The following is a 12,365-nucleotide window of genomic DNA, read 5'->3' as shown; positions in this document are numbered from 1 at the left end:
GACCGATACACACCAGCACACGATCTCTCCCAAAAGCATCCATCGTCTGATACGTTCAGCAGGGCATGTTAGCGACTTCGTCCAATACATCCGCCACACCTTGACGCCAATCCGGCAACACGATTCCGAACGTGTCCACCAACGCTGTGGTATCCAGGCACGAATACGCCGGACGCCGCGCCGGGGTCGGGTAATCCGCGCTCGCGATCGCCTGTACGTGCGGCACCCTCGTCATGAAACGGCGTGCCTGCGCTTGCGTGAAAATTTCCTCGGCAAAACCGTGCCAACTGGTTTGACCGGCTGCCGTCAGATGCCAGAGACCCGCAGGCATCCTTTGCGGACCAGCCGCCAGCAACTGCGCCGTGACATCAGCAATCAGCGCTGCTGGGGTCGGGGTGCCGACCTGGTCGGCAACGACACGCAGCGTCGCGGATGCCGCACCTAAGCGCAGCATGGTACGTAAAAAATTGTGGCCATGAGCCGCGTAAACCCAGGAAGTACGCAGGATCAGGGAACACCCGCCCGCCGCCCGGACCGCACGCTCGCCCGCCAGCTTGCTAGCGCCATACATATTCAACGGTGCGACAGGATCGTCGACACGGTACGGAAACGCGCTCCGCCCATCGAACACGTAGTCAGTGGAGTAATGCACCAGCGGTACATCATGCTCAGCACACCAATGCGCGATGACGCCCGGTGCATCCGCATTGATACGGAACACCACATCAGGTTCGGATTCCGCGCGGTCGACTGCCGTATAAGCGGCAGCGTTCACCACCTGCGCTGGGCGCTGCGCGTCAAGCAACGGGCGGAGTGTCTCAGGCCGCTCGAAATCCGCCTGCACGCACACCGTCCCATGCGGCAGCCGTCCACTGCGCGTGACTGCACATACAACACGCCCGGTCAACGACCGCAGCAACGCTTGGCCAATCTGACCACCCGCCCCAAACACCAGCACCGTCACGGCACGTATACCGGCAAGCGATCGATGGGAATCTCTTCCATAAACGGCGCCGCCTGATCCTTAGCCGAGAGCAGCGGCGCAGAGATCGGCCAATCCACCCCAAGCAAGGCATCGTTCCAACGGATGCCGGCATCGGCTTCCTTCACGTAGACGTCCGTACACAAGTAGTTGAATACCGCACGCGCGGACAACACCACAAACCCGTGTGCAAATCCTTCCGGAATCCATAACTGGCGCTTGTTTTTGGCACTGAGCAGTACCGCCGCCCAACGCCCGTAGTGCGGCGAGCCGCAGCGGATATCAACAGCCACATCATAGACTTCACCCTCCAACACGCAGACCAACTTACCCTGCGGGCGCGGCCACTGGTAATGCAAGCCGCGCAATACGCCATACATGGATGTGGACACGTTGCTCTGCACGAAGCGGGATGACAATCCCTGACGTTCGAAACGCTCAGCATTCCATGCCTCGAAAAATTGACCGCGCGCATCATCAAACACCGTCGGCTCAATCACTACGCAACCTGGCAGCGCCGTGTCGATCACCTTCACGGTAACCGTCCCCGCTGGGCCAGATCCAACAGATACAGCCCGTAAGCATTCTTTGCCAACGGTGCCGCCAAACGCTCCAAATGCGTCGCATCAATCCACCCCTTCCAGAACGCGATCTCCTCCGGACAACACACCTGCAAGCCCTGCCGCGCTTGGATGGTTCCAATGAAGTTGGAAGCATCGTGCAGCGACTGGTGGGTCCCTGTATCCAACCATGCATAACCGCGCCCAAGCACCTCCAGGTGCAACGCGCCTTCGGCTAAATAACGGCGGTTGAGATCAGTAATCTCCAACTCGCCACGCGCCGAAGGCGTCAGTTCAGCAACGAATGCAGGCGCGCGCCCATCGTAGAAATACAACCCGGTCACCGCATAGTGGGAACGTGGCCGTGCTGGCTTCTCCTCAATATTGATCACGCGACCGTCACCATCGAATTCCGCCACGCCATAGCGCTCCGGATCACTGACCCAATAGCCAAACACGGTGGCGCCCACGGTACGAGCATCGGCATGACATAGCGTGTCGGTCAGACCATGCCCATAGAAAATGTTGTCCCCCAGGATCAGGCAACTCGGCTTGTCATCGACAAATGCACGGCCAATCAGATAGGCCTGTGCCAGACCATCGGGACGAGGCTGTACCGCATAACGAATCTCCATGCCCCATTGCGTACCATCACCCAGCAGGCGCTGGAACAACGGCTGCTCATGCAACATGGTGATGACCAACACCTCACGAATCCCAGCCAGCATCAACACACTGAGCGGGTAGTAGATCATCGGCTTGTCATACACCGGCAATAACTGCTTACCAATCCCCTGAGTGATGGGATACAGACGTGTCCCGGCCCCACCCGCCAAGATGATGCCCTTGCGTTGCGTCATGGAATGATTTCCTGATATGAAAGTCTAGACACGAATCAGCAATTATTTTCCAGAAATCCGCGTTACACCGCAGTCCCTATACGCTCAAAGCGGGTACGCGCTTCAAGCACATCACGTACCCAGTCCTGATGCTCCAAATACCAGTCCACCGTCATGGCAAGCCCATGCTCGAAGTGATACGCCGGTATCCAGCCTAATTCACTCACCAACTTGGACGTGTCGATGGCATAGCGACGATCATGTCCCGGACGATCTGTCACGTGAGTCATCTGGCTTTGGTAAGACTGCCCATCGGCACGCGGGCGGCGTTGGTCAAGCAACCGGCAAATCATGCGGACCACTTCAAGATTCTCGCGCTCGGCATGTCCCCCGATGTTATAAGTTTCACCCACCCGCCCCCCAGCCAATACAGCACGCAACGCTGTACAGTGATCGCCGACAAACAGCCAATCGCGCACATGCCGGCCATCACCATATACAGGCAGCGGTTCACCCGCCAATGCCTTGGTGATCATCAGCGGGATGAGCTTCTCTGGAAAATGATATGGCCCATAGTTATTTGAACAATGGGTGGTCAGCACCGGTAATCCGTAGGTGTGGTGGAACGCACGCACCAAGTGATCGGACGCCGCTTTGGAGGCCGAATAAGGCGAATTGGGGGCATACGCTGTTGTCTCCGTAAAAGCCCCCGTCGCACCAAGGCTGCCGTAAACCTCATCGGTCGAGACATGCAGAAAGCGAAACCCAACACGCGCCGACTTCGGCAGGGTCTTCCAGTACACGCACACCGCCTCCAGCAACATCAACGTCCCAACCACATTGGTCTGAATGAAAGCGGCGGGAGCATCAATCGAACGGTCAACGTGGCTCTCAGCAGCGAAATTCAGCACTGCATCTGGGCGGTGCTCATCCAACAAACGAGCTACCAACGCACGGTCGCCAATGTCGCCATGAACGAAGATGTGGTCCGGACACCCATCAAGGGCAGCGAGCGTCTTCAAATGACCCGCGTAAGTCAGGGCATCGAGGTTAATCACACGATGGCCTAGGGTTATCGCTTGCAATACAAAATTACCGCCAATGAAACCGGCACCGCCGGTTACAAGCCACGTGGCCAATCACATTCTCCATCAGGCACCACATCCCTGCACCTGACAGGGATCGTCGAACACCATAGGATACCCCGGTCACATCCTCCGCCGGTTGAGCTCCAGCCACTCCAATCGATTGACACAATCACATGACACCACGTCGCCCGTAGAATTGGCACACTTCCAGGTACCCACCGCCGCAACCTGACTTCCACGCATCAGTTCCAGGATCTCCAAACAATGAAAATCCTCGTCGCCTATAAGCGCGTGGTCGACTATAACGTCCGCATCCAGGTCAAACCCGATGGATCTGGCGTGATGACAGACGGCGTTAAAGTTTCGGCCAATCCTTTCGACGAAATCGCCCTTGAAGAGGCACTACGCCTGCGTGACGCAGGTATCGCCAGCGAAGTGGTGATCGCCACACTCGCTCCGAGCGACGTCACTGCACACCTGCGCAACGGGCTAGCGATGGGGGCCAACCGTGCCATCCACGTCGTTACCAATGCCGCCATACAACCCCTTACCGCTGCGCGCACCCTGCTCAAGCTGGTTGAGAAGGAACAACCGGCACTGGTGATCCTGGGCAAGCAAGCCATCGACGACGATGCCAACCAAACCGGCCAGATGTTGGCCACACTGTGGGGACGGCCGCAGGCCACCTTCGCCTCAAAGGTGACCATCACTGATGGCAAAGCCACTGTGATTCGCGAGGTCGATGCTGGCCTGGAAACGCTGGAAATTGACTTGCCGGCAGTGATCACGGCTGACCTGCGCCTGAACGACCCACGCTTTATCAAGCTACCCGACATCATGAAAGCCAAGAGCAAACCACTGGAAACCATTGCCTTCGCCGATCTTGGCGTGGACGCGCACGATAGCCTGGAAACCATCCATTACGCTCCGCCGCCCAAGCGCAAGCAGGGTGTGATGGTAAAGAACGCCACCGAATTGGTGGCCGTCCTCAAGAACAAAGGGCTGCTGTCATGATCAAGATTCTCGTCATCGCCGAACACTGGGACGGCCAACTCAACGCCGCCACGGCTAAGACTGTCAGTGCGGCGCAGGCGTTATCACCCGAGGCAATCGATATCGCGGTGCTGGCCGCCATCCCGGACAGCGTAGCCGCGCAAGCCGCACAGATCGCGGGGGTGGCACGCGTGCTCACCATTGCCGACGCTGCCAACATGCACCCGATGGCACACGTGCTGGCTCCACAGATTGCCGCCCTCGTCCAGACCAACAGCTACACCCATGTGTTCGGCCCCTCAACAACCTTTGGCAAGGACTTGATGCCTGTCGTGGCTGCGCTGCTCGGCGTCAACCAAATTTCGGAGCTGATGAACGCGCAAGACGCCTACACCTTCAGCCGGGCCATCTACGCCGGCAATGCGATCATCACTGTTAAAGCACCTTCCGATCAGATCGTCGTCGCCACCGTGCGCACTGCGTCATGGCCAGAAGCCGCCAAAGGCGGCAACGCCACCCTAGAAGCCGTCAAAGTCTCGGCACATTTACCGGACCACACCCGTTTCGTTAGCCTGGATGCGCACACCTATGACCGTCCAGACCTGCAAAACGCCAAACGTGTGGTGTCTGGTGGCCGTGGCCTTGGCTGCATGGAAAACTTCCAATTGATCTATGCACTCGCCGATACACTCGGCGCAGCCGTCGGTGCTTCACGCGCGGCGGTAGACGCCGGTTACGTGCCAAACGAGCTGCAAATCGGCCAAACCGGCAAGATCATCGCCCCGGATTTGTACATCGCGATCGGCATCAGCGGTGCGATCCAACACCTGACGGGCATCAAGGACGCCGGCACCATCGTCGCCATCAATCAGGACGCCGACGCACCGATCTTCGAGATCGCCGACATCGGTTTAGTCGGCGACCTGTTCCAGCTGATCCCGGAACTGAACATGGCCCTACACTAAATAAGTAGGTTCCCAGAACAGGCGTACACGAAGTCTGGAGTCTCCTACGTTGCAACAATATGAATGAGCCACATGAATGAGCCACGGCATGTCTTCCCAAACGTGGCTTTCATGTGCTCTTGCATCGGCCAGAGCAAGATGTCACCTCTTTAGAATTGCATTCAGGTCGAAGGGATCCATCGCAGCGACGGGGAATGAAAAGGCTAAAGTGTGAGAACACCGTGCTTGCAAGCATTACGAGCAACACTCACACCTGAACCAACCTCTCGTGAACTTTTTCGACAACAGCCTACATAAAGCGCACAATATCGGCCCCCTGATCCCGCTCAGTTGCAGCGGCGTCTCCGGAGTTCCTATGTCAAACCCATCCCCTACGCCGCTGCTGTTTGCAGATCTCGGTCTCTCTGACGCTGTCATGCAAGCCGTGACCAAAGTCGGTTATGAAACTCCGTCGCCCATCCAGGCGGCAACCATCCCGGCATTGCTGGCTGGACGCGACGTGCTCGGCCAAGCGCAGACCGGTACCGGCAAGACCGCCGCATTCGCGCTCCCGTTACTGACACGCACCGCGCTGACTCAGACCAAGCCGCAAGTGCTCGTGCTGGCACCTACCCGCGAGCTGGCCATCCAAGTCGCCGAGGCATTCCAGCGCTATGCCGCAGCGATCTCTGGCTTCCGCGTGCTACCGGTGTACGGCGGCCAATCCTATGGCCAGCAACTGGCCGCACTGAAACGCGGTGTGCATGTGGTCGTCGGCACTCCTGGCCGGGTGATCGATCACCTGGAGCGCGGCACCCTGGATCTGTCCGAACTGAAAACGCTGGTGCTCGACGAAGCCGATGAAATGCTGCGTATGGGTTTCATCGAAGACGTTGAAGCCGTGCTACAGAAGTTGCCCGTGTCACGTCAGGTAGCGCTGTTTTCGGCCACCATGCCGCCACAGATCCGCCGCATCGCGCAAACCTATCTACACGACCCGATCGAAGTCACTATCGCCACTAAAACCACGACCGCGGCCAATATCCGGCAACGTTACTGGTGGGTGAGCGGCCTGCACAAGCTAGACGCGCTCACACGCATTCTTGAGGTGGAGACGTTCGACGCGATGATCATCTTCGTGCGCACTAAAGCCGCCACCGAAGAATTAGCCGAGAAATTGCAAGCACGTGGCTTGGCCGCCGCAGCGATCAACGGCGACATGCAACAGATGCAACGCGAGCGCACCATTCACCAACTCAAGGATGGCAAGCTCGATATCCTCGTTGCCACCGACGTAGCCGCACGCGGTTTGGACGTGGAACGTATCAGCCACGTGCTGAACTACGACATTCCTTACGACGTTGAGAGTTACGTCCATCGCATCGGACGCACTGGCCGTGCCGGCCGCAGCGGCGAAGCGATTCTCTTCGTGACGCCACGCGAAAAAGGCATGCTGCGCCAGATCGAACGTGCCACTCATCAACCGATTGAAGCCATGCAACTGCCCAGCGTGGATGCAGTCAACGACACCCGCGTGGCCAAATTTTTCGGGCGCATCAGCAATGCTCTGGTAGCCGGCGATGAAATCGACTTCTACCGCAAGCTGCTGCAACGTTTCGAAAGTGAACACAATGTACCGGCTATCGAGATCGCGGCCGCCCTGGCGCGACTGCTTCAGGGGGATAGCCCGTTCCTGTTGAGTGCGCCGGCACGCCCCCCACGCGAGCGCAACGAGTCATCCGAGCATGGCAAACGCTCCTCATCGTTCAAGCGTCCAGAGCGCCCCAACCACACTGAACACGCCAAGCGTCCCCAGCGCACCGCAGCATCACGCAACACCCCGGAGTTCGGTATGGAGTCTTACCGGATCGAAGTCGGCCGCATACACGGCGTGAAGCCAGCCAATATCGTCGGCGCCATTGCCAACGAAGCTGGATTGGAGAGCCGCTACATTGGCCGGATCGACATCCGTGACGACCATTCGATTCTGGATCTCCCCGCAGAGATGCCACGCGAGATCCTGCAGCACCTCAAGAAGGTCTGGGTCTCCGGACAGCAACTCCAAATGCGTCGGATCGACGCAACCGAAACAATCGCGCCTGTCCGAGAATTCAAGCCCAAACCAGTTGGCGCTGGTAAATTCACGCCCAGGCCACAACACAACAAATCAGCCAAACCAAGACCACCATACGGCGGTTGAATCCTGTTCGGTAGCAGTAATAACACCCGGGCGCGCCCACCCGCAGGTCTTCCATGGGCGCCATGCTGGCTACCAGCCATGTTTTAGAGCGTTAGCGTTGCATGCGAGTGGCCCCTTAAGGGGCTACATTGAGATGCCCACATATCAAGGGAAACACCTCCTGCATCAAAGCACGCATGTTCAGCTTCCTTCCTCTTAAAACCAGCCCACTTCGGCATCACGTAACACCGACCTGGCACGCTGCAATAGACGACGACCTAAGAATTGTCTGCCGCTGCGATACATTGATGTTCCAAACGTTACGCAATCGAAGGTTGTTGCAATACCAAACCTTGATACAGCGTGGGTGGCAGCACGTTCCATGAGCGCTCGATGTTCAATTGAGGACATACTCCCTCCTTAGCGCAGATCATCTGACGGTGGCCGCCCCAACTGCACCAGCACATCGCTGCAACCGGCTTGTACTCCTGTCACATGCTCGGCAAACACGCATCACCGTTAACGGTGTAATGGTCAGTATCGGCGTACTTGGCCGTTGCCCAGGAAGCCACCGCATAACCCATGCATGGGCGCCTCCCTCACACATGTGACACGCGCTATCGACACCGCATGACAGAATGCCGCTTCTCATGACGCACACCACCGAACATGCTGTTAAGAACACCAGCATCGGCTTCTGCAGTCATGAGGAGCACATTTTCCCAACGGGAACGCTAGACAAGGGTGTGAAGAGACTGATTCTGATCAGCAGCGACAGCGGCATCTTCAACAAGATCCTGCGCACTGAGCAGCACAATAAGAAGCAGTATCTAGTACGGTAAATCAACCAATGATTGAGGCATTCCTGAAAGCGACAGCACGCGAAGTACATATCCCGGACAAGACCATGACACTGTACGCATACCGTAAAGATGGCTCAATACAGTGTCTGAATACTGTTCGCACTACGACTGCACCTTCCACAACCCGCTGCTGGCAACAACGTTCGATCACCGTACCTCCACGAACATCTCAATAACGTCAACCTTAGGTATTCACATCTGGATATTGCTAGCCGCAGGACCTGCTGAACACTGCACAGCAATACACGTTCGACAACACAGTGAACCTCAATGGCCGTTATCCCATGTAATAGGGAGATGATCGTCATAACGCTACTGGATAGCGTCGGCTTCTAGAGCATCAATCGCTGACACGGTGAGGCTTAAAAATTTATGCCGTGTTGCCAGAACGGTTCGCGCTACGACATGTGCGCGGTAAAACGAGTAGCGTCACTCACCACAATGGCCAGACGTTTTTTATCAAATGTAGACACGTATTAAACCGAACGGTACCACCTGAAATGTGACTCAACATAGAGCACTGCTTATTTTTTCCCTATCATTGCAAGTCAATCACAAGCAGCAGCACTGCACATACCAACCTGACGCTGTATCAGAACAGGTACAGCAGGCACAAGCAGAGTGCGGTCCGGACCGGACAATATCCACACCAGGCACCTGCACTGAATCTCTGCTGTTCCTAGTCTTAGTAATGATCTGCTGCGGATACTAGGGACGAATGCGCCGCTCTAACATCGGGTGTAAGAAAACCACGCCAAGAACAATCGCCACTCCTAAGTAAAACAGACCTGTCAATTCGCGCTGCTCACCGAGCAAACCAATCGCCAGTGCGATCGCGTAGACCGGTTCCAGGTTAGTCACCAACTGGAGCGAATAGGCACTGAGATAACGCAGTGCAACTAGCGACAACGCAAAAGGCAGCAGGGTGCACGCAAATGACAATATGAGCAACAGGGAAATGTCATGTGCATTGGGCAATTGCCACGGCACGCCATGCAGCGTCGGGAACACAAACGACAGCAGCGGTACCAATCCTGTCAGGAGCAGGATGCCCGCACCCAGCTCCAATGCGGTGACAGTCAACGGATCAGCGTGCGCCACCATACGTTTATTGAGCGAACCGAACAAAGCCGCTAATAACGCCGCCACCACACCAACGAAAACGCCAATACGCATGCCATCGGGGACACCACCCACCACGAGCACGACACCCGGTAACACCATCAACCCCAACAGCAACTCGCGTAACTGAAACGGCCGCCGTACGACACAAGGTTCCACCACGGAAGTAAACACCGGTGCCAACGCAATGCACGTCGCGGCCACCGAGGCATTAGCTAATTTGACCGCGCTATAAAAAGCCAGCCAGTGCAACGCCACCAATGCGCCGATACCGCTGTAAGCAAGGATCACACGCGGATGTAGCACGCGCAGACCACGCCACACGCGCGGCAGCAGCAGCAGTGAAGCAACGACGATCGCCATCCGCCACCACACCAGCGGCAGCGCTTCCAAAGTGATCAACTTGCCAAAGATCGCAGTAAACCCCCAGAGCAGGACGCAGATATGAATTTGCAATTGCGCCGTGCGCGCCGGGGAAGAGATCAGCATCGGTGTATTGTCGCCGAAATCATCCATGCACTGTGCTCTTGCCACACCACGCCACCCTAGGTGAGCAACACACTGACTCCAGATCGCCTTGCCTCAGCCGGCCATGTGTGCGGTAACGTCAAAAAAGCCGAGGGTCGCAAGGGTGTTAGGCCAGAAACGGCATGTGATCGTGCTGACCACCGAGGAAGTGAGTGCCGCCTACAACGCATTAACACTGCCAATGCCAGACGCCTTCCTCAATGCACCCGCAACTGACGGGAGCGTTGCCTATGCCACAGCCAATGGCTTAAACGAAGAACACCGCCAACGCCACCTGGAATCAGCATCAAAACGCACATCATCAGAAATCTAAACGGTCACTGCTGCCATCCAGGCCCGCAATACGGCAAGATCGTGATCCTCCAGGAAAGCAAACCTCTGCGCCTGGGATGCTCCAAAACTACACCACGCCTTGGGCACGCTGGAGCTTTGGCAGTACACGGCTTGCACCGCACATCAGAGCCACCTTAGATACAACACCGCCATCTGTGTCAATTTGACATGGTTTCCAAGCACAAAGTGCATCAAGCGCCCATGTAAGCGGTGTCTCCACTGACCAACTTCCGTGTTGATTTTCAGACGCTGGTGCTTACACCGGTGGAATCCGTATCACGCTGACCAGAATCAAACCCAATTGCGACCTGTTCAAGCGATTAGGAGCAGATCCTGGCTGCCCTCAGTTGCACCTATGTAAACAACATCAAGTGCTTCATCTCAAAATTGCGTCGATTGTCACCATCCAACAGCAATCACCCTGATGATGATCCGCCCCTTCTCTATTCATGGAGTACCCACAGATCATGAGCACTCACCCTACTGGTCTGCTGATACGACGTTGCGACCAGTCACGGATGGTCGGTGAAATGATCGGTGGTGTCGCCCTTGGGCCGTCGCTATTCGGGTAGGCTCGTGCCTGAGTTGCAAACAACATGATTGCCGAAGGACACCTTGGATGTACTGTACGTGCTCGTTCAATGCGGAGTCGGGCTGTACATGTTCCTGGTCAGTACCGATTTCCACAGTGAACATGTCCGCTCGCACATGCGCAGCGCAATAAGCGTCTCCCTAGCAGGCATCGTCGCTACGTTCCGGTGAGTGATCCCGCTATGCTCATGGCTGCTGCATACCGAAGGGGTGTTCTCGGGCAAGGCCGGATTGCTGGAAGCCTCACTGTTCCTGGGCACGTCCGTTGCGTTGACCACGTTCACGATGCTGACATGCATCATCCACGAACCTGGCCTTACGACCAGTTCGCTAGGCACCATGGCGCTGACTGCTGGCGCATTCGATGACGCTGCCGCCTGGTGCGTCCTGGCGATAGTACTCGCCAGCTTCAACGGCAGTTGGAGTTATGCTTATCTGGCGATCGGCAGCAGCATTGCGTATGCATTATTCATGTTATGGATTGGCCATCATGCGCTACAGCATCTGATGGAGAAAGTAGATCCAGCGCAACCGCTGGGCACGAGCAAGCTGGTCGTGGTACTGGTGCTGTTCTGTCACAGTGCTTGGGCGATGGACGCCAGCGGCATCCATGCCGTATTCCGCGGTTTCATACTCGGTGTCTACATGCCTAGCAGTGCTGATCGAAACAGTGTGCGCGTTGCTGTAGCCGTTCGTGGTGGCGTTCCTGCTGCCAATGTTCTTCACTTATTCCGGCCTAAAAACCGAGCTGAGCGTGCTGCTGCAACCAAGATCTTGCTGGCCGGGATCGTGGTTTTGGCTGTCTCGTTGCTCGGCAAAGGTGTGGCCTGCTGGGGAGCCGCGCGCCTGAGCGGCGAGAACCATCACAAAACAATCGCCATTGGTGCGCTGCTAAACACACGTGGACTGATGGAACTGATGATCATCAATATCGGATTGCAAGCTGATGTGATCGAACAGGGCCTGTTCTCGATTCTGTGCTGATGGCGATCCTCTCCACATTGATGGCGACACCGCTGTTTAACTGGGTGATGTGTGTTCGCGCCGCAGAGATACCAAGCACAGGACGCCTGCACAGCAGTTGAGCCACGTTAACAACACAACACGCATGCAGTGCCTATCACGTAAGCACAGATGGGGGTCAGCGTGACAGCGGCAACTGAATCGCCACGAACAGACTGCTACCCTCAAGATTGTGGACATTCAGCCGACCTCCGTGTGTCCTGAAGATCGCCACACCCAGGCGCGCCACCGTCAGAATGGCGCGCACCTGAAGTATCGGCGCACCAGAATCAATTCACATCTAGATGCAGGCGCGCGCATCCTGATTCCGCACAACCTAA

The 12,365-nt window shown here is 56.7% G+C and carries 11 protein-coding genes and 1 pseudogene; 6 read left to right on the top strand and 6 right to left on the bottom strand.

All coding sequences use genetic code 11. The features are described 5' to 3' along the window. Positions 1-55: 55 nt before the first annotated feature. From rfbD to rfbB, 4 genes are all read right to left on the bottom strand, one after another. Positions 56-964, bottom strand: a complete 909-nt coding sequence (gene rfbD, locus PLS229_RS01180) for a dTDP-4-dehydrorhamnose reductase (RefSeq protein ID WP_038271102.1) — start codon at positions 962-964, stop codon at positions 56-58. Then, entirely contained in the window at positions 961-1,518 is a 558-nt protein-coding gene (gene rfbC / locus PLS229_RS01175) for a dTDP-4-dehydrorhamnose 3,5-epimerase (RefSeq protein WP_038271101.1), read from the bottom strand. The genes rfbD and rfbC overlap by 4 nt, the downstream gene beginning before the upstream one ends. Further along, complete coding sequence (gene rfbA, locus PLS229_RS01170) at positions 1,515-2,402, bottom strand: glucose-1-phosphate thymidylyltransferase RfbA (protein ID WP_038271100.1); 888 nt, start codon at positions 2,400-2,402, stop codon at positions 1,515-1,517. The genes rfbC and rfbA overlap by 4 nt, the downstream gene beginning before the upstream one ends. A gap of 62 nt (positions 2,403-2,464) precedes the next feature. Continuing rightward, entirely contained in the window at positions 2,465-3,520 is a 1,056-nt protein-coding gene (gene rfbB / locus PLS229_RS01165; RefSeq protein WP_038271099.1) for a dTDP-glucose 4,6-dehydratase, read from the bottom strand. Between the two features lie 213 nt (positions 3,521-3,733). On the opposite strand from rfbB, the gene PLS229_RS01160 reads away from it, so the two are divergent. The 4 genes and pseudogenes from PLS229_RS01160 to PLS229_RS01145 all read left to right on the top strand — a co-directional run bounded on the left by PLS229_RS01160 (position 3,734) and on the right by PLS229_RS01145 (position 8,427). Then, positions 3,734-4,483 (top strand): electron transfer flavoprotein subunit beta/FixA family protein, encoded by a 750-nt coding sequence (locus tag PLS229_RS01160; RefSeq protein ID WP_038271098.1) that lies wholly within the window; start codon positions 3,734-3,736, stop codon positions 4,481-4,483. Then, the gene (locus PLS229_RS01155; protein ID WP_038271097.1) at positions 4,480-5,427 is read left to right on the top strand and encodes an electron transfer flavoprotein subunit alpha/FixB family protein; all 948 of its coding nucleotides are present in this window, start codon (positions 4,480-4,482) and stop codon (positions 5,425-5,427) included. The genes PLS229_RS01160 and PLS229_RS01155 overlap by 4 nt, the downstream gene beginning before the upstream one ends. A gap of 355 nt (positions 5,428-5,782) precedes the next feature. Next, positions 5,783-7,561 (top strand): annotated as a pseudogene (locus tag PLS229_RS01150) (DEAD/DEAH box helicase); the annotation flags it as partial. A gap of 674 nt (positions 7,562-8,235) precedes the next feature. Beyond that, entirely contained in the window at positions 8,236-8,427 is a 192-nt protein-coding gene (locus tag PLS229_RS01145; protein WP_114867058.1) for a pseudouridine synthase family protein, read from the top strand. Between the two features lie 729 nt (positions 8,428-9,156). Here the strand turns inward: PLS229_RS01145 and PLS229_RS01140 are convergent. Further along, positions 9,157-10,056 carry a DMT family transporter gene (locus PLS229_RS01140; RefSeq protein WP_171898070.1) on the bottom strand — a complete coding sequence of 300 codons (900 nt, stop codon included), beginning with the start codon at positions 10,054-10,056 and terminating at the stop codon, positions 9,157-9,159. A gap of 145 nt (positions 10,057-10,201) precedes the next feature. Here PLS229_RS01140 and PLS229_RS01135 point away from each other — a divergent pair, with 145 nt between their 5' ends. Both PLS229_RS01135 and PLS229_RS01130 read left to right on the top strand, forming a co-directional pair. Next, entirely contained in the window at positions 10,202-10,411 is a 210-nt protein-coding gene (locus PLS229_RS01135; protein WP_038271095.1) for a hypothetical protein, read from the top strand. Positions 10,412-11,193: 782 nt separating this feature from the next. Beyond that, positions 11,194-12,006: a cation:proton antiporter gene (locus PLS229_RS01130; protein WP_081755431.1), complete on the top strand. Its 813-nt coding sequence runs from the start codon at positions 11,194-11,196 to the stop codon at positions 12,004-12,006. A 157-nt stretch (positions 12,007-12,163) separates the two neighbouring features. On the opposite strand, the gene PLS229_RS12385 is transcribed toward PLS229_RS01130, so the two are convergent. Further along, the gene (locus PLS229_RS12385) at positions 12,164-12,292 is read right to left on the bottom strand and encodes a hypothetical protein (protein ID WP_267903166.1); all 129 of its coding nucleotides are present in this window, start codon (positions 12,290-12,292) and stop codon (positions 12,164-12,166) included. Positions 12,293-12,365: the final 73 nt, after the last annotated feature.

Source organism: Xylella taiwanensis (genome assembly GCF_013177435.1).
GTDB classification, from domain to species: Bacteria; Pseudomonadota; Gammaproteobacteria; order Xanthomonadales; family Xanthomonadaceae; genus Xylella; species Xylella taiwanensis.
This window is presented reverse-complemented; position numbering and strand designations above follow the sequence as displayed.

What these genes read in the sequence shown, in the direction of transcription:
- rfbA (WP_038271100.1), bottom strand. Translation starts at nt 2,402, where the DNA reads ATGACGCAACGCAAGGGCATCATCTTGGCGGGTGGGGCCGGGACACGT.
- PLS229_RS01160 (WP_038271098.1), top strand. Translation starts at nt 3,734, where the DNA reads ATGAAAATCCTCGTCGCCTATAAGCGCGTGGTCGACTATAACGTCCGC.
- PLS229_RS01155 (WP_038271097.1), top strand. Translation starts at nt 4,480, where the DNA reads ATGATCAAGATTCTCGTCATCGCCGAACACTGGGACGGCCAACTCAAC.
- PLS229_RS01145 (WP_114867058.1), top strand. Translation starts at nt 8,236, where the DNA reads ATGACGCACACCACCGAACATGCTGTTAAGAACACCAGCATCGGCTTC.